The organism is Nonomuraea sp. NPDC048901 (assembly GCF_040649695.1).
Taxonomy (GTDB): Bacteria; Actinomycetota; Actinomycetes; order Streptosporangiales; family Streptosporangiaceae; genus Nonomuraea.
This window is the reverse complement of the sequence record NZ_JBEZFW010000008.1, coordinates 332,688-349,498: the sequence shown is the minus strand read 5'-3', so window position 1 is coordinate 349,498 and position 16,811 is coordinate 332,688. Positions and strand designations below refer to the sequence as shown.

At 67.7% G+C, this 16,811-nt stretch carries 19 protein-coding genes; 9 read left to right on the top strand and 10 right to left on the bottom strand.

Translation table 11 applies throughout. From position 1 onward, the window contains the following. Window positions 1-171 precede the first annotated feature (171 nt). Window positions 172-822, bottom strand: coding sequence for a thioredoxin domain-containing protein (locus AB0C30_RS29000; protein ID WP_357950337.1), 651 nt, complete (start codon window positions 820-822; stop codon window positions 172-174). A 62-nt stretch (window positions 823-884) separates the two neighbouring features. Next, window positions 885-1,526: a TetR/AcrR family transcriptional regulator gene (locus tag AB0C30_RS28995; protein WP_357950334.1), complete on the bottom strand. Its 642-nt coding sequence runs from the start codon at window positions 1,524-1,526 to the stop codon at window positions 885-887. A gap of 210 nt (window positions 1,527-1,736) precedes the next feature. Here AB0C30_RS28995 and AB0C30_RS28990 point away from each other — a divergent pair, with 210 nt between their 5' ends. Beyond that, window positions 1,737-2,381 carry an O-methyltransferase gene (locus AB0C30_RS28990; protein WP_357950331.1) on the top strand — a complete coding sequence of 215 codons (645 nt, stop codon included), beginning with the start codon at window positions 1,737-1,739 and terminating at the stop codon, window positions 2,379-2,381. 63 nt (window positions 2,382-2,444) lie between these two features. Here the strand turns inward: AB0C30_RS28990 and AB0C30_RS28985 are convergent, their stop codons facing one another. Next, a complete protein-coding gene (locus AB0C30_RS28985) occupies window positions 2,445-3,332 on the bottom strand; it encodes an erythromycin esterase family protein (protein WP_357950328.1) in 888 nt (295 codons plus the stop codon). A 51-nt stretch (window positions 3,333-3,383) separates the two neighbouring features. Here AB0C30_RS28985 and soxR point away from each other — a divergent pair, with 51 nt between their 5' ends. After that, on the top strand, window positions 3,384-3,833 hold the full coding sequence (soxR, locus tag AB0C30_RS28980) for a redox-sensitive transcriptional activator SoxR (RefSeq protein WP_357950325.1): 450 nt from the start codon (window positions 3,384-3,386) through the stop codon (window positions 3,831-3,833). Window positions 3,834-3,942: 109 nt separating this feature from the next. Here soxR and AB0C30_RS28975 read toward each other — a convergent pair whose 3' ends face one another. Further along, window positions 3,943-4,506, bottom strand: a complete 564-nt coding sequence (locus AB0C30_RS28975; RefSeq protein WP_357950322.1) for a PadR family transcriptional regulator — start codon at window positions 4,504-4,506, stop codon at window positions 3,943-3,945. Between the two features lie 144 nt (window positions 4,507-4,650). On the opposite strand from AB0C30_RS28975, the gene AB0C30_RS28970 reads away from it, so the two are divergent. Beyond that, entirely contained in the window at window positions 4,651-5,043 is a 393-nt protein-coding gene (locus AB0C30_RS28970; protein ID WP_357950319.1) for a nuclear transport factor 2 family protein, read from the top strand. A gap of 294 nt (window positions 5,044-5,337) precedes the next feature. Here AB0C30_RS28970 and AB0C30_RS28965 read toward each other — a convergent pair whose 3' ends face one another. Further along, window positions 5,338-6,579, bottom strand: a complete 1,242-nt coding sequence (locus AB0C30_RS28965; protein WP_357950317.1) for a helix-turn-helix domain-containing protein — start codon at window positions 6,577-6,579, stop codon at window positions 5,338-5,340. Between the two features lie 197 nt (window positions 6,580-6,776). On the opposite strand from AB0C30_RS28965, the gene AB0C30_RS28960 reads away from it, so the two are divergent. Beyond that, window positions 6,777-7,991, top strand: a complete 1,215-nt coding sequence (locus tag AB0C30_RS28960) for an FAD-dependent monooxygenase (RefSeq protein ID WP_357950314.1) — start codon at window positions 6,777-6,779, stop codon at window positions 7,989-7,991. Here AB0C30_RS28960 and AB0C30_RS28955 read toward each other — a convergent pair. Beyond that, window positions 7,972-8,313: a VOC family protein gene (locus AB0C30_RS28955; RefSeq protein WP_357950311.1), complete on the bottom strand. Its 342-nt coding sequence runs from the start codon at window positions 8,311-8,313 to the stop codon at window positions 7,972-7,974. The genes AB0C30_RS28960 and AB0C30_RS28955 overlap by 20 nt on opposite strands. A gap of 130 nt (window positions 8,314-8,443) precedes the next feature. Here AB0C30_RS28955 and AB0C30_RS28950 point away from each other — a divergent pair, with 130 nt between their 5' ends. The 4 genes from AB0C30_RS28950 (at window position 8,444) to AB0C30_RS28935 (ending at window position 11,463) form a co-directional block, all read left to right on the top strand. Further along, on the top strand, window positions 8,444-8,911 hold the full coding sequence (locus tag AB0C30_RS28950; protein ID WP_357950309.1) for a cupin domain-containing protein: 468 nt from the start codon (window positions 8,444-8,446) through the stop codon (window positions 8,909-8,911). Window positions 8,912-9,558: 647 nt separating this feature from the next. Continuing rightward, on the top strand, window positions 9,559-10,728 hold the full coding sequence (locus AB0C30_RS28945; protein ID WP_357950306.1) for a helix-turn-helix domain-containing protein: 1,170 nt from the start codon (window positions 9,559-9,561) through the stop codon (window positions 10,726-10,728). Between the two features lie 97 nt (window positions 10,729-10,825). Next, window positions 10,826-11,182 (top strand): hypothetical protein, encoded by a 357-nt coding sequence (locus tag AB0C30_RS28940; RefSeq protein ID WP_357950303.1) that lies wholly within the window; start codon window positions 10,826-10,828, stop codon window positions 11,180-11,182. Between the two features lie 50 nt (window positions 11,183-11,232). After that, window positions 11,233-11,463, top strand: coding sequence for a hypothetical protein (locus AB0C30_RS28935; protein WP_357950301.1), 231 nt, complete (start codon window positions 11,233-11,235; stop codon window positions 11,461-11,463). A 162-nt stretch (window positions 11,464-11,625) separates the two neighbouring features. Here the strand turns inward: AB0C30_RS28935 and AB0C30_RS28930 are convergent, their stop codons facing one another. From AB0C30_RS28930 to AB0C30_RS28920, 3 genes are all read right to left on the bottom strand, one after another. Then, a complete protein-coding gene (locus tag AB0C30_RS28930; RefSeq protein WP_357950298.1) occupies window positions 11,626-12,390 on the bottom strand; it encodes a GNAT family N-acetyltransferase in 765 nt (254 codons plus the stop codon). 156 nt (window positions 12,391-12,546) lie between these two features. Then, complete coding sequence (locus AB0C30_RS28925) at window positions 12,547-13,425, bottom strand: hypothetical protein (protein WP_357950295.1); 879 nt, start codon at window positions 13,423-13,425, stop codon at window positions 12,547-12,549. A gap of 159 nt (window positions 13,426-13,584) precedes the next feature. After that, a complete protein-coding gene (locus AB0C30_RS28920) occupies window positions 13,585-14,550 on the bottom strand; it encodes a 2-dehydropantoate 2-reductase N-terminal domain-containing protein (protein ID WP_357950292.1) in 966 nt (321 codons plus the stop codon). A gap of 90 nt (window positions 14,551-14,640) precedes the next feature. Here AB0C30_RS28920 and AB0C30_RS28915 point away from each other — a divergent pair, with 90 nt between their 5' ends. Further along, window positions 14,641-15,210, top strand: a complete 570-nt coding sequence (locus tag AB0C30_RS28915) for a TetR/AcrR family transcriptional regulator (RefSeq protein WP_357950289.1) — start codon at window positions 14,641-14,643, stop codon at window positions 15,208-15,210. A gap of 484 nt (window positions 15,211-15,694) precedes the next feature. Here the strand turns inward: AB0C30_RS28915 and AB0C30_RS28910 are convergent, their stop codons facing one another. Beyond that, the gene (locus tag AB0C30_RS28910) at window positions 15,695-16,792 is read right to left on the bottom strand and encodes a branched-chain amino acid aminotransferase (protein ID WP_357950286.1); all 1,098 of its coding nucleotides are present in this window, start codon (window positions 16,790-16,792) and stop codon (window positions 15,695-15,697) included. Window positions 16,793-16,811 lie beyond the last annotated feature (19 nt).

Sequence of the window (16,811 nt, the reverse complement as noted above, 5' to 3'; positions counted from 1 at the left end):
CTCCCTGGAAAACAAAAAGACCCCTCACGGACGTGAGAGGTCTGCGCGCTGGCGGTGTCCCTTTGTCAGCCAGCGCGCCTGCTGATAATGAGCAGACCGTAGAACATGGTGCTTGTGAGTCTGCCACACCTATCCACTGGTCGGCACATCGATCTCAATCCTTGGGACGTGTCAGACGGTGATGCCTGTTCCGCCGGTGATGGCCCGCTCCAGGGTGACCGGGTCGAACGCCTCGTTGCCCAGCACCTCGCCGTCGAGGAGCAGCGTCGGTGTCCCGTCGATCCCCGCCTTCGCGCTCTCCTGCAGGTGCGCGTCGGCGTACGACTGCGAGATCACGCACTGGTCGACGTCCGCGCCGACCTTCCTGGCCGCCTTGGCCAGCTCCTGTACGTCGAAGCCCGAGGCCAGTCCGTGTGGCGAGGGCTGCATGGCGTACAGCTCCTCCCTGAACGCCAGCCAGCTCTCCTCGGGCACGCAGCGGGCAGCGGCGGCGGCGCGGACGGAGTTGGAGCGCATGGGCTCGTCCTCGAAGACCGTCACCGGATGGAAGACGACCTTGACCTTGCCCTCCTTGGCCAGCCGCTCGATCGTCGCGTTGACCCTGGTGTGCAGTTCCTTGCAGACGGGACAGTCGAAGTCCTCGTAGAGGTCGAGCACAGGGGCGTCGCCGCCCCTGTCCGCGAGCACCATGGAACCGTCGGGTTGCCGGGTGAGTCGCACTCCCTGCGCCGCCGACGTGCCGGGCTCGGAGAACGCCACGACAGTCAGCAGCACGACGAGCGCCACGCCCACGGCCACGACAGCCGTCACCCTTTTGTTCATTTTGCCCGCCCTTAGCTCATTGATCGCCGAGACCTTACCCGAAGAGCAAGGGCGGGCGTCTGTCAGCCTCCAGCCGCGCCGTTGTGGTGTCCGTTGCCGTTGCCGTTGCCGTTGTGGTGTCCGTTGCCGTTCCCGTATGCGCGCATGAACGTCCGGACCCCGGCGGCGATGGAGGCGTCGAGCTCGTCGTCTCGCATCGACGCGTCGCCGATGGTCCAGCCGACCTGGGCGTCATACGTGATCAACGCCAGGAAGTCGCGCGCCGCCTGATCGGGGTCGGCCAGGGAGAGCTTCCCGGCCAGCGCCAGCCTGGCGAACCTGGCGGCCAGGGACCCCGCGAGCTGGCCCTGACCACGCTGCCGCCACTGCCTGGCGATGTCGGGACGCCGAGATCCCTCTGCCTGGACGAGTGTGCGCAAGGCGCGCGCCCGCTCGTCCATGAGACATTCACGCATGAGAGCACCGGCGAACGCCGTCAGCTCCACCATGAGGTTCGCCGGTCGATCGGGAAAAGTCTCGATCATGGCGAATTGCTGGGCATTGACCCGATCGAAGTTCTCGTCGATCAGGGACTCGAACAAGCGCTGCTTGTCGCCCAGATGGTTGTAGATGGTCTGTTTGGATACCGCCGCTTCAGCGGCGATGGTTTCGATGCTCGCGCCCGAGTAACCGTCGCGCACGAACACCCTCATTGCAGCGGTCATGATCGCTTCTCGTTTGGCGATACGCCCGCGCGGAGCAGCCTTTCCGGTCGCCCCTAGGCCCCTCGCCGAGGTCGCCGTTTCACCCACCCCGTAAGAGTACCCGTTTGACATATCGGACGTTTTATGTCTTTAGGGATCGGGGATTATGACTTTCCCCATTGTGCCCGGCTAGTGGCCGGAGCTGGTCCCATGCCCATTAAGAATAGAATCATGAAAGCAGAATTTCTCGACCCCGCCGTGGCCCAGTACATCCTCGACCGTTCCACCCCGCCCGACCCCCTGCTGGAGGAGCTCGCCGCCGAGACGATCGCGGCGACAGGCGACAGCGCGGGCATGCAGATCACGCCCGACCAGGGCACGTTCCTCACGATGATCACCCAGCTCACCCGGCCGGAGGTGGCGGTCGAGGTGGGCACGTTCACCGGCTACTCGTCGCTCTGCATCGCCAGGGGCCTGTCCGGCGGCACCCTGCACTGCTTCGACGTCAGCGACGAGTGGACGTCCATCGCCCGCCGCTACTGGGAGAAGGCCGGCGTGACCGACCGCGTCACCCTGACCCTGGGCCCGGCGCGCGAGACGCTCGCCGCCTTCCAGGGGCCCATCGACCTGGCCTTTCTCGATGCCGACAAGCCCAATTACCCGGCGTACTACGAGCTGCTGATCGACCGGCTGCGGCCGGGCGGCCTGCTCATGGTGGACAACACACTGTGGAGCGGCCGGGTGGCCGACCCGGCCGTCACGGATGAGCGAACCGCGCAGATGCGTGAGTTCAACGACCTCGTGCGGGAGGATCCCCGGGTCACCGTGGTCGTCCTGCCGATCGCCGACGGGCTCACCATGGTGCGCCGCCACTAGACCCCGTCAGACTACGCTTCAGCCGCCTGCCGCCCGGCGACCCGCGGCTCGCAGACCAGCCGCCTACAGCTCGCGGACGGGCGTCACCCGCTCATGGTGGACGACTGCGTCGAACCATCCGCCGAACGAGCCTCCGGACAGGTGGTAGGCGGCGTCGTCCGCCGGGTCGTAGCGAGGCCCGATGAGCCGCGTCCTGGCCGGCGCGTCGAGCCAGGCCCGTACGGCGGCCGGGGCTTCGACGCGCAGGTCCAGCAGGAAGTCGTCGAGATCGGCGGCGCTCAGGGCCGTCTCGGCGAAGTCCGGAGGCGGGGCGGGCACCTCGAACGGCAATGTGCCGTGTCCGAAGGTCAGCCCGATCGACAGGTAGCCGGTTCCGAAGCGCTCGCGCAGATGCCCGCCCACGTTGCCGGGGCTCATGCTGGTGTGCGCGAGGCCGCCCCAATAGACGATCTTGTCTCCGGTGCGCTCGTGCCACCAGATCGTGTCCTCGGCCATCCTTTGCTCGATGGCCTTCATACCGACGGCCGGCCCGGCTTGGGGCCGCACGCCGGCGAACCGTACCGGATCATCAGGATGGTCCTCGTTGTAGGCCCGCATCCAGTGGACCAGGTCGAGGATCTCCCCGGTCCGCCAGAAGGCCCGCGCACCGGCCAGCGACGCGCGCGGGTCGCCTTTCCCCGTACGGACGTAATCGTCGAGCCCGACGCGGGCCGGGTCGTCCCCCTCCAGCGCGAGCGAGCGGAACCCCAGCTCCTCGACCAGGAACCGCACCATCCGATGCGCGGAGACCGACAGCTCATGGGCCTGACGGGTCGAGGCGCCGAGGGCGACGACCGTGGCATCGCGCACGATGTCCCGCAATGGCCGTAGATCAGGGAGCGGGTCCCGTGGATCGAGCGGGTGGGCGTGACGGTTGATCCAGACCGCCGTCGCATCGGCAATATCAGTCATGAGAGCAGGCTCGTACTTAAACCAATGTTTAAGTCAAGCTAGGCTCGGGGCATGCCCGAAGCGATCGCCAAGGAACTGACCATCGGTGAGCTGTCCGAGCGCAGCGGCGTACCCGCGTCCGCGCTGCGCTTCTACGAACGGCAGGGGCTCATCGACAGCCGCCGGACCACCGGCAACCAGCGTCGCTATCACCGCACCACGCTGCGGAGGGTGGCGTTCATCCGCGCGTCCCAGAGCGTAGGCATACCGCTGTCGGTGATCGGGAGCGTGCTGGCCTTCCTGCCGGAGGGCGTCCCGCCGACGCGGGAGTTCTGGGTCAGGGCGTCGGAGTGCTGGAGCGAGGAGATCAACGCCCGGATCGAGCGGATGGAACGGATGCGGGACCGGTTCACGGAGTGCATCGGGTGCGGGTGCCTGTCGTTCGAGCAGTGCGTACTGGTCAATCCGGGCGACACGCTCGCCCAGCAGGGCCCGGGCCCGCGCCGCCTGCTGGAGCCTTGATCAAGCCCCTGATGGGAGGCCAAGCTCGGCCGACCAGCCGGGCCAAGCTGAACAGATGCCTCAATTCCCCCACGGACGCACCTAATCCACGGGGCCGCGTTCGGGGGCTTCAGGTGGTGGCGGTCGAGCGCCGCTTCAGTACGGCCAGGGCCCACTCGCCCCACTGGTGGTTCTCGCGTTCGAAGGCCAAGCCGCGCATCAGGGTCAGGTAGGGGCCGATGTGGTCGGTTTGAGCCAGGTACTCCTCCTCGCTGCGGCCGTTCAGCAACCGGGCGCGTAGCCGTTCGTATCGAGCGATCTTGGCTTGAGCCCAGACCATGCGTTCCTCCACAGCGGCGCGCACGGCCTCGGAGTCGCCGGCGTCCACGGCCTGAACCTTCACCATCAACTCGTCGCGGATCGCGCCCGGACGCGGCGGTGCGGCGGTGAAATCACGCAGCGCTTGGCGTCCGACTTCGGTCAGGGAGAACAGCCGCTTGTTGGGACGGCGTTCCTGCTCGACGACGCGCGCCTGGACCAGGCCCTCGGCCCGCATCCTGTCCAGCTCCCGGTACAGCTGCTGGGGCGTGGCCATCCAGAAGTTGGCCACCGACGCGTCGAACCCCTTGGCCAGGTCGTATCCGGACGCTTCGCCCTCCAGGAGCGCGGCCATCACCGCGTGGCGCAACGACATCTGCCAACGATATCGCCGGGTTGATTAACCGTCCCATTTCCTAGTCAACGATGTGACTATCGACACTCGCCCATCCCCTGGACGGCACACCACGTCGGAGTTACTGTCAACGGCGTATAGTCAACAAATTGAGTAGGGGTAGGCGTGCATCCGTTCCGTAAGGCCGTCGAGGCCCACGACATGGCGGCGATCGAGGCGCTACTCGCCGAGAACGTCGTGTTCACCAGCCCGGTCGCGTACCAGCCCTATCCGGGCAGGGCGCTCACGGCGGCGATCATCCGTGGCGTCTCGAGGGTGTTCGAGGACTTCCACTACGTCCGCGAGATCGCCAACGCGGACGGCCGTGACCTCGCGTTGGAGTTCAAGGCGAAGGTGAACGGCAAGCAGGTCCACGGCTGCGACTTCCTGCACATGGACGACAACGGCCTCATCGACGACTTGACGGTCATGGTGCGGCCGCTGTCAGGAGCCAACGCGCTGGCCGAGGCGATGGGCGCGCAGTTCGAGCAGATCAAGCAAGAGGCGTTGGGCGCGTGACCGGCTTCGATGCGACCGTCATCACGGAGCAGGCGACACGGGACTGACCGCACGTCACACAGCCGGCCCATCGACACCGGACGCTCCCGGAACTTTCCCTTGACGCGGGCCGCTCCGGCGTTGAGCACAGCCGCGTCGACACCTGAGACGTGGCGGGAGATCTGCGCCACGGCACGCATCGCCCGCTGAGCCCGCTTCGCCTCAATCCTGGGAGTAGGGCGGATGTGACGGTAAGTGCTGATGGACTGTTGTGCAAGCCTACGCTGCTCTGTTGGTGCTCCTCCTCGTGACGGCCTACGTGGCGGGTTCCCGTGGCTGGTTCTCGCCGCCGGTTCGAGCCAGTGATTCGGCGGCGTGGCGCCAGATCTCCGCGGCAAGGTCGAAGTTGGCGCGCTCCTGCGCCTGCTCGGCCAGCGCTCGAAGGCCCCGCATGCCTTCGTCCTGCTTCCCGTCCAGCAGCAGGAGCTGGTTGCGCAGTACGTCCAAGCGGATCTGCTCCTGGTAGGCCAGGTGGTCGTGCGCGTCGGCGAGCTGGTCGAGCAGGGCGCGGGCTTCGTCGGTGTGCCCGGTGTGGAAGGCCAGTCGGGCGCGTAGCGCGAGTAGTTCCTGCTCGACCGTGGGCGTGCCGGCGAACGGCAGGCACGCCTCGACCTCCTCGATACGGCGCCGCGCGGGCTCGGTCTCGGGCGGGGTGAAATTGAGGTGGAGGCGGGCCGCGACGATGCGCAGCCGTACCCACATGGCCGGGTCGAGGCGGCCTTGGAGTTGCTCCAGTGCGTCATTGACCAGCTTCAGCGCGACCTGGGGCTCGCCCTGTCGGAGCCGGACGCCGGCCACGGTCCACGCAGCCTCCGCCAGGAGCCTGCCGGCGGGCAAGCCCGCGACCAGGGTGAGCAGTTCGTCGGCGTGCTGTCGAGCCTCGGCCATCCGGCCCGCCTCGGCCAGCGAGGACACCAGCGCCAAGAGGGTGTCGGCCACGATATGCGGTGGCAGGCCCTCGTCGACCGCCAGGCGGTAGGCGCCGATCGCGGCCTCGACCGCGGCCGGCACCTGGCCCGCCCCGCGTTGCGCGCGCGCCAGCCGCGCCCCGGCTCGGGCGCGCAGCTCGGGCAGGTCGAGCTCGTCGGCGAGCGCCACCAGCTCGTCCAGGCAGGTGCGCTCCTCGGTGGGCTCATTGTTGAGACGTCGCCATTCGGCGACTTGCCAGAGCGCTTGCCAACGCAGCAGGGGGTCCTCGCCGCCCGCCGTACGCAGAGCTCGGGCCAGCAGCTCGCCCGCCTCGTCCACGTCGAGTCCGACGGTGGTGGCCAGGCTGCGCGCCAGCGACCAGGCCGGCGGTTCGGCCAGGTCTTGGGGAGCGACGCCCAGCTGGCGGGCCAGGTGGGTCACGGCCTCATCGGTGGGGGGCCGGGCCCCGGACTCCAGGCGGGAGAGGTAGCCGGTGGACATGCCCTCGCCCGCGAGCTCAGCCTGGGTCAGGCCGCGTTCGGTCCTCAGCTGTTTGAGCCGTCGGCCGAAGGCTGGCTGCGTCAACATCTGCCTGTCGTCTCCTTGCCAGGTCGAAGCGCCGGGCCGACCGGCCCTCTGCCGCAGTTCATGTTAGCCACGTGACATACACCTGGCAAATCCTTGCCAAAGCTTCTAGCAGGGTCGAGTAGGCCAGTCAGAGCATGATGGCAACTTAATTGGAAAGCTATTGCCAAGTGTCTGGCAAGGCTGTTACGGTTCTTGGCATGACGAACTCACGGCGACTCGCCAACCGCAACGTCCTGATCTCCGGCGCCAGCGTGGCCGGCCCCGCTCTGGCCTACTGGCTGCGCCGCTACGGATTCACCCCTACCGTGGTCGAACTGGCGCCCGAGGTGCGCGAGGGCGGCTACAAGGTCGACCTGCGCGGCGTGGCCATGCAGGTCGTCGAGCGGATGGGCATGCTGGAGGCCGTACGGCGGGCAAGTACCGCCATCCGCGGCGGCTCGTGGGTTGCCAAGAGCGGCAAGCCACTGGCCAACCTGGGCCCCGACCTCATCGGCATGCGCGCTCCCGGCGACGACGAGGTGATGCGCGGCGACCTCGCCCGGCTCCTCTACGACGCGACACGTGACAGCTGCGAATACCTGTTCGGCGACACCATCACCTCGCTCCGCGAAGGCCCCGACGGAGTCGACGTCACCTTCCGACACGCCCCGCCACGCCGCTTCGACCTCGTCATCGGCGCCGACGGCCTGCACTCGACCGTGCGCCGCCTGGCCTTCGGTCCGGAGGAGCGCTACGTACACCCCCTCGGGATGCACGCGGCCGTCTTCACCGTCCCCAACCACCTCGGACTCGACCACTGGGAACTGCTCTATCCGACGCCCGGCAAGGTGGTGAACGTCTACGCCACCCGGCCCGACACCGCGAAGGCGCAGTTCGTCTTCCCGAGCCCCGCCGTCCTGCCCGACCGCTCCGACAGGGCCGCTCAGCAGCGCGTACTGACCGAGGCATTCGCCGGCGTCGGTTGGGAGAGTGACACGCTGCTACGAGCGATGCCGCATTCGCCGGACTTCTACTTCACGCCGGTCAGCCAGGTTCGCATGGACGACTGGTCTACCGGCCGGACCGCCCTGGTCGGCGACGCCGCCTACAGCCCGTCCCCGTTGTCCGGGCAGGGCACCAGCCTCGCGCTGGTGGGTGCGTACGTGCTGGCCGGCGAACTGAGCGCGGCGGCGGGCGAGCATCGTGCGGCTTACGCCGGTTATCGGGAGGCCATGCGCGAGTACGTGGATGTGAACGTGACGCTCGGCGCGAGCAACGCCGCGCAGATGGTCGCGGGCAGCCCGATGCAGATCAAGATGCAGACCACGATGATGCGGCTGGTCAACCGCCTGCCGTGGAAGGACCTGGCGATGCGGCCGATCATGAAGCCGCTCAACGAGGCCGCCAACGCGCTTACGCTCGCGGCGTACTGAGGGTGTGGGCGGGTGCCTGCGCGAGCGACAGGCTGTTGCCGTCCGGGTCGAGGACTTCCACGTGGCGCACACCGTTGCCGTAGGTCTCCACGGGCTCGTGCTGGACGCCGTACGCGGCCAGCCGGGCCAGGATGTCATCGAGGTCGGTCACGCCGAACGTGATCATGGTGCCGCCCACCCGTGCGGCCCGCATGTGCCGGTCGTCGATGACGACCCACGCGTTCTCACCAACCTGCCACAGGAGTTCCTCGCCGATGATCTCGTCCGCCGGCCGCCCGAAGAACACCTCGAACCACTTCTGCGATGTCGCCAGGTCACGCACGCACACAACGCTGTACAAGTCCACCGAAGCCACCCCTTCCCGTCGTCGCTTCGAGAGTGAGACCACTCCCCCACCCGAAACTCATCGGCGCGTGCGGGCCGCTCCGATGCCATCAGCCGATAATGCTGAGATGATCGATAAGCAGATGCCGGGGCCGCGCCCTCTACTACGCCGCCCCGAGGACGGCGAGCTGATCGACGTGGCTGGAGTGGCGCACTTCTTCCGGCTGACGGGTGAGCACACGGGCGGCCGCTTCGCGTTCGAGGAGTTCACCCTGGCGGGAGGCGCGATGGGGGCCCGCCCGCACGTACATGAAGAGCACGACGAGTATTTCTACGTCCTGCGGGGCGACCTGACCCTGCACCACGGCGACGGGGAGGTGACGGTCGGCCCCGGACACCTGCTCGCCGCGCCGCGCGGCACCCCGCATGGCTTCCGCAACGCCGGCACCGAGCCGGTCCAGGCATTGTGCCTTTACACCCCGGCCGGGTACGAGGGCTACTTCCGTGAGGTGCATGCGGCCGTGGCGGGCGGCGCGGAGGTGACCGACGAACTCTTGGCGAAGTTCCGGGCCCGCCACCACACGACCTCGTTCTAGCCGCTGCTGGATATGCCGTGACGATCGGCCAAGCCCGCGCAAGACGTTGAGCGTCCCCGCGCGGGCCTCGGTCCATTGACGATCACGATCCTGAAGGCACCGAGGAACCCCTCGGCATGGCCGGTCACCCGGCGTGTGACCAACTCAGGCTTGGCAGCTCCGACCTGCGACGATCGACATCAGCGTGAAGCCCAACCGACATTTGACGGTCTAAAAAACCGACAGACTGCGGACGGCCAACCGACATTTGACGGGGCGAAAAACCGACAGATCACGGGCCACGACAGGCGTCTGAGACGACGGACGTGACGGCCGCCAGAGCGCCTGAGGGCCTGGTCGAGGTATGAACGGCTGAGAGTGATCGACGGCGAGGTCCACTTGCATGTTGGCGAGCCGCCGACCGGCGGTCTGATGATCTGGCGCAGGTGTCGGGCAGTGGGCCACGTAGCCGTCGGCGATCTCGATGGCTTGGGCGATCTCCTCCGGGAGTGCGTCGTACTCCACAGCAGTGACCTGGGCGGGCTGAGGACGGATGTTGAGCGGCCAGTCCCCGGACACCCCGCGGCAGCACGTCGCCCGGCTTTACATCCGGCATCTCGTTGTCACTGTCGGCCCACCGCTCGGCGGCCTGTCCCTAGCATGGATTCATGGCCACGATGGGCGCACGCATTCGCAGCGTTCGGAAGCGCCGGGGCTTGACGCAGCAGTGCCTGGCCGACCTCGCCGGCGTATCCGCCTCGCTTATTCGCAAGCTGGAACAGGACGCACGAAAAGACGTGCGACTGGAGACGCTGCGCAAGGTCGCGGTGGCCCTCAAGGTGCCGACGACGTCACTCATGACCCGACTGGACGCCGAGTCGGCGCACGAAGAGACACTCGACCTGTGGGCGCCGGTACGGCGGGCACTCCACAGACTCGACGGTCAGCCCACAGAGGCGCCGACGCGAGAGGGCCTGGGCGACGCCCTGGAAGCGTCCATGCCGCTGTGGAAACAGGACCGCTACTCGCAGATCGCCGCCATGCTGCCCGTGATGATCAGGGACGCGGACGCGCTGGTAGAGGTGGACCTGTCACACCGTCACGTACGAGGCAGGTTGCTACACCTCGTCGGCTGGCTGATGACGCAGACACGCCAGTTCGACCAGGCAGAGTTCGCACTGTCCCGGGCCATGGACGACATGAACGACTCCCTGGACGCGGCGGCGACGATCAGCACGCATTGCTGGCTTCTTCTGCGTCAGGGCCGCCTCGACGAAGCCTGCCAGATGGCGACGCGCTGGTCCGATGACGTGGAACCTCGCATCTCCCGCGCGACCCCGCACCAGTTGTCCGCCTGGGGCTGGCTGCTGCTGCGGGCCTCTGCCGCTGCCATCCGCGACAACCGGCCCGGGGAGGCGGACGACACGATCCGCCTCGCGCGCACCGCGGCCGTGGCCATGGGCCGTGACCTGACGCCGGGCGATGACTTCCTTCGCACCTTTGGGCCAGTGACCGTCGCGATGAAGCAGGTGGAGAACGCCATGATCGAGGACCGGCCGGACAAGGTCCTCCAGCTCTCCCAGACGATCCCCCTCACCGACCTGCGTCCCACCTCGAACAACCGGAACCGGCATCTCCTCGACGTGGCCGAGGCACACCGCCGCATGCATCGGCAGAGTGAGGCCTTTGAGATCTTGCAGGGTGTTCGGCACGATGCCCCGGAGTGGATGACGAACCAGAGCTATGCCAGAGACATCCTGAAGGGAATCATCGGTAGGCGGCGCACTCTCACCAATAAAATGCGCGATCTTGCGGACTTTGTGCGACTTGAATACTGAGTTATGACACCGCTCGTGTCACTTCCGCTGGAGGCCATCAGGAAGTGCCACGAAATCGCACTTCCGAGCCTATTTGACCTGCTCGTAGCGTTGCAGCATGCACCCGGACTCCATGGGATTCGCTCCCATAAACGCACACGGGAAATCATCGGCCACGCCGTCGCGCGCCGCCAAGCGATTGAGCGACGAATTGGCGGCACTGGGAATCCGAACCGATGTCCAGGAAGGACACGGGCTTGCTCTGGTGTCCGTATGGGTCGATCTGGTGGTCTGGACCGACGGCTGGTGCTACCGCTGGTGGTCTGGGCGGAAATCTGCGCGCAGTGGGCGATGGGTCTACGCGCTGACTCCGGTCGACGACCCGGTAACCACTGCTCGTCGCGTCGCTCTTCGCTACAAAGACCTCCGCCAGAATCATCCACTGTCCGCGCTGTTGATGGGCCACTCATCGTGATCGACTCAGCATGCCTGAGTCCGCACCTGCCTCTGCCGCAACAAGACCACATGCGGTTGGTCTGGCACCCGCCGTTCTGCGGGGTGAGCCGGGTCCGCGTCCTGGCCTGGACCTGTGAATGCCGCGCGACGTTCTACGAGTTGTGCCAGGCCGGCGGCCAATCCTTCATCCGCCGAACGCTCCAATGCGAGCTCCAGCGTGAGATCAAGGAGACCTTTCGCTGGCCGCTACGCGAGGCCCACGACGTGTGGGCCGCACTGCTGTGCGGCGAGGCACGGTAGGTCCGGCTTCACCGAGTCATGGGCCTCCGGCCAGGTATCTCGCGCATTCCGTCCGGCCAACCCCGGCGAAGCGCCGGGAGGGCTGTCCGAGCGGAGCGAAATCCTTCAGGGGGCGGCCGGTAGCCCAATCCGGAGCGGAGCGGAGCGGAGGCCCTCTGATCTTCAGGTGTGCCTCTCCACCACGTAGTAGGTCTTGCGATGGAAGCCGGTCACCGTGGCGCCCTCCTCCATGAGGCCGCCCAGCACGTCGCGCACGGCGTGCCGCCACGCCTTGGCGGCGCTGGTGTCTACCGCGCGCAGCCGCTCGATGTCCTCGGGGACGGCGACGAGCACCACGCGCCCGTCGGCACGGCCCTCGACCGGGCGGTCGCCGTCGTCGCCCAGCCCGACCACGGCGTCCTCCGGCACCGCCGGCAGGTACGGCACCCGCCGGACCGCCGCCTCGACCAGTGGATCGGTCAGCGGCCACACAGCCAGGATCCGGTCGGACTCGTCGTCCTGGTTGATGGCGTCGGCCATCACGCCGTAGAAGTTCGGCAGGTACTCCGCTGGCCGCGCGCCCAGCTTGGCCAGGTTGAAGTGCGCGTTGCGGCGGACCAGCGGGTCGTAGGTCCAGGTGATCCGGGAGAGCCCGCGGTCCAGCGCCCACAGCCGCTGGTGCAGCTTCAGCTCGAAGCCGATGCCCTGTCCCGCCACCGCGCCCGTGGTATTCGAGTGCAGGGTTGAGTCCTGCCCGAAGAAACCCACCGCCGCCCCGACCATCCGGTCGCCGTCGAAGGCGCCGGAGACGTAGTTGCCCACGTGGGTCAGCGCCCGCATCAGCCCGGCGGTGAGCGGCGGCCGGGTGTCCGGCTCGAACCCCCAGATCCGCTCGAACAGCTCCTCGACCTGCTCGAACTCCTCGTTCACGTGGAGTTCCCTGATCATGGCCGAGGTCATCCTTGTCGAGTAGTCGAACCGGTGATCCCCGACACGTGCACGCGGCCGCCCAAGGCCCTGGCGTACCCGATCTGTTCCTCAAAAGGCTGTTCCCCGAAGGTCGATCCGCTGAGGATCGCGCGTCGCTCCGTCACCCGACGAACGCTAGGAGGACCAGGGTTGATACGTCCAATACGCGCTGGTCGATGAGTTGATATCTGTAGACGTATGGGCCGCCTCGAACTTCCCCTGCCACGACTGCATGCCTTCGTCGTGCCGGCCGCCGAACTCCACCTCGGCCACCACACCGCGGGCGTCCAGCAGCAGGGCCAAGAGCAGCAGGACGCCCATGCCGGTTAGTGCCGTCCGCCGGTAGGTGCCGTCCGCGCGCAGCTTGACGATTTGCCGCCCGAGCAGGTCGTCCGGCGGGTTCTTTTCCTTTTCCGCGACGAGGTCGGCCATGTAGCCCTGGATGGCCCCCATGGCCGCCCACCGCTCCTCGGGTGGCGTCGACTGCTTGATCACCTTCACCGTGTGCTCCTGGAAGAACTCATGGTCGGCGTAGGGCACACCCAGCATCTCGCAGATCACCAGCGACGGGACCGGCAGTGACAGCGAGTCCACCAGGTCACCGGGCTGCGGCCCGGCCAGCAGCACGTCGATCTGCCCGTCGACGATCTCCTGGATCCGCGGCCGCAGCGCCTCCAACCGGCGCACCGTGAACTCGCCGAGTACGGCCTTGCGCGCCGGCCCATGCTCGGGCGCGTCCATCGCGATCAGGAGGCGCTCCTCGTCCGGCCGCCGGGACGCCGCCTCGCCCTTGACCAGATGCGGGAAGTCCGGATGCTGCCGGTCGGCGCTGAACCGCCGGTCGTTCAACACGGTTCGCACGTCTTCGTGGCGGCTGACCACCCAGGCCCACCCGCCGTCGGACAGACGAACCCGCGAGACCGGCTCTTCTTCGCGGATCTCTTCGTACGCTGGCGGCGGCGCGAACGGGCACGTACGGGCCATGGGGAACTCGTGCTTCTCGGCGGTAGTCATGGCTTTTTCCTTCCACGACGTCACGGACAGGCGATAGAGGCTGGACACCGAAAGCCGTGTGTGAACGGCAGTTGATCGACGGTAAGTCCGAGTTTGGCTCTGGGATGCGGCGGACCAAGGAGCCGCAATGGACCACCGGGACCGACAACATCGGTAAATTCAGACTCGGCCCGTCCCCTCACGGGCAAAGTTCGGTTCCGCCGCTTCCAGTCGTGGTACCGCAATGCCCAGCCGTCGTGCTTCCGCGAGGGTGTCTCGGCAGATCTCACGCGGCTCCTCGGCGTCGGGGTGGGAGTGCGCCTCGAAATTCACGCGCAGCGGCGTGACATGAGCAGTCAGCCAGGCGAGCACGGGCGCCATCAGCCAGGTGGGCGCCCGGAACAGCAGCACACCGCCCCGGTGACGTCGCAGGTCGATGCCGCGCGCCTTGAGGAGGGGCAGCAGCTCGCGGCCAGTCAGCAGTGCCTCGCGGAAGTCGCTCGTCGACCCGGCCAGCTTGGACAGGGAACCCAGCCTCAAGCCCTGCGAGAACAGGCCGGCATCCGACACGAAATGGACCCACAGCCAGCCGCGGAAGTCAGGCCGCTCCTTAGGCCGGAACCCGGCCTCGCGAAACGCCTGGCGCACGGCCCGCTCCCGGTCGGTCGGGGGCTGGCCGAGGGTGCCGAAGATGGCCGACGGCAGCATCCCCCCACGGAGCACGCCGTCCGCGCCGAAACCGCCACCGGCCTGGGGAAAGCCCCAGGCGATCCGGTCGACGGGGAGTGCGCCGATCGCGGCCGGCGGCTCGGTCCAGATGTTGCCGAAGACCAGCACCGTGGCCTGGCCGACCCGCGGGGCCAGGAAGGCCGTCGCCTCCGCGAGGCGGTGGTGCGGCACGCTGAGCACGATCAGGTCGAAGTCGTGATCCGGCTCCAGCGCCTCGCGGTAGCGCACCGGCCACTGCTCGACGACGCGCTGCCCCCACACCCGGCGCCGCGTATCGAACAGGTCGAGGTCGATCGCTTCCCCGTACGTCGCCGCGCGGCCCGGCCGGACGTAGAACTCGATCTCATGCCCGGCCCGTTCCAGGGCCCAGCCATAGATGGTGGCGATCACGCCTCGGCCGAACATCAGGATCTTCACGCTGCACCTCGTGGGGTACGATCGATTTGGAGGTCATCTCCACTTTTCAAAATATGGAGGTCATCTCCATTTGTCAACGCGAGGTAGCGCATGACCGCCGACAAGCCGCTGCGGGCCGACGCCCGACGCAACCGCGATGTCCTGATCGCCAAGGCGCGAGAGGTCTTCGACGCCGGAGGCTTCTTCGACCTGCGCTTCGACGACTTCGCTCGCCTGGCCGGGGTGGGCACGGGCACGCTGTACCGCCACTTCCCCACCCGGGAGGCGCTGGCCGAGGCGGTCTACCACGGGGAAGTCGCCGCGCTGTGCGACCGCGCCCGCCAGCTACAGGCCACGCTGCCCGCAGCGGAGGCGTTGGCAACGTTCCTACGCGGCATGGTCGACCACATCGATGCCCACGAGGGCCTGGCCCGGACGCTGGCCACGCTATGGGCCGATCGCTCGGGTGCCCTCGCCGAGGGCAGCCGGGCGCTGGAGCAGGCTGTCACCGACCTGGTAGCCGCCGCCGTGCGAGACAGCGCCGTTCGCGACGACGTGGACGCCGGTGCCGTGATGATGGCGCTGCACGGCATCGGTGCGGCCCATGACCGCCCCGACTGGCGGGCCGAGGCCGACGATCTCATCACCCTCGTACTGGACGGACTACGCCGCCCGCAATGACAAGATGGGACGCCAGGTCGCATGCCTCGAGCTCTGAGGGCGCCTCGGTTATGTCGACTTCATCACAACCGAGACCGCCTCAATGTGACCACCATGCCTGCGACATCACTGTTGTTCCCGCGCCTCGCTCCCGACACGCAGCGAGGTCGCTGCACCGCAAGTCGCTACTGCCTTCTCTAACAGCCTCTTAGCTGCACAAACGCGAGGATCAAGCCTCCAGCGAGCAGAGCGACCCCCGGAGAAGTCTTCTGATCGGCGAGGCTTCACCGTGCCATGGGCCTCCGGCCAGGCATCTCACGCGTTCCAACCGGCCAACCCGGCGAAGCGCTGGCAAGGCTGTCCGAGCGGAGCGAGGTCCTCCAGGGGGCGGGCGGTAGCCCGCCTGGGAGAACGTCCGGAGCGAAGCGGAGGCCCGTTGTAGAAGGGTGGGCATCAGACGGCCAACCACACGGGTGGGTGGCGAAAGATGCCCGGTGGAGGCGTGTTAGCTGATCTTGTGGACCCAGCTGTGGGTGTCGGGGCGGGAGCCGTACTGGATGCCCACCAGTTCCTCCCGGATGCGCATCGTCACTTCCCCAGGGTTGCCGTCGCCCACGGTCCACGCGCGGTCCGTGCCCTTGACCGAGCCCACCGGGGTCACCACTGCCGCCGTCCCGCAGGCGAACACCTCCGTGAGTTCGCCCGACTCGCAGCCGGCCTGCCACTCCTCCGTCGAGATGAGGCGTTCCGACGCCTCCAGGCCCAGGTCGGCAGCCAGGGACAGGATGGAGTCGCGGGTGATGCCGGGCAGCAGGGTGCCGGTCAGCGCGGGGGTGACCAGTTTGTCGCCGAAGACGAAGAACAGGTTCATCCCGCCCATCTCCTCCACGTACCGGTGCTCGTGCGCGTCCAGCCACACCACCTGGTCGCAGCCCTGCTCGACGGCCTGCCGCTGGGCGACGAAGGCGGCCGCGTAGTTGCCGCCGCACTTGGCGAAGCCGGTGCCGCCGGGGGCGGCGCGGGTGTACTCGGTGGAGAGCCAGACGGAGACGGGCTTGACGCCGCCGGTGAAGTAGGAGGCCGCCGGGGAGGCGATGACCATGTACCGGTAGGTGCGGGACGGGTAGTTGACGCCGAGGCCGACCTGGGTCGCGATGATGAACGGGCGCAGGTAGAGGCTGTGGCCCTCGGTCGTGGGGACCCAGTCCTTGTCGGTCTGGACGAGGAGTTCGAGCGACTCGACGAACACCTCTTCCGGAAGCGTCGGCATCGCCATGCGCTCGGCCGAGGTGTTGAAGCGGGCCGCGTTGGCGTACGGGCGGAAGGTCGCGATCGAGCCGTTGGCCTGGCGGTACGCCTTGAGCCCCTCGAACAGCTCCTGCGCGTAGTGGAACACCGAGGTGGCCGGGTCGAGCGACAGCGGCCCGTACGGCTCAAGCCGGGCGTCGTGCCAGCCCTCGCCCTCGGTGTAGTCGATCGAGACCATGTGGTCGGTGAAGGTCTGCCCGAACCCGGGGTTCGCCAGTACCTGCTCCCGCTCGGCCGCAGTGCGAGCGTGGTCGGATAGCTGCACGTCGAAGCTGAGCTTCTGAGCGATGGTCATGACGGAGGTCCTTCTCTCT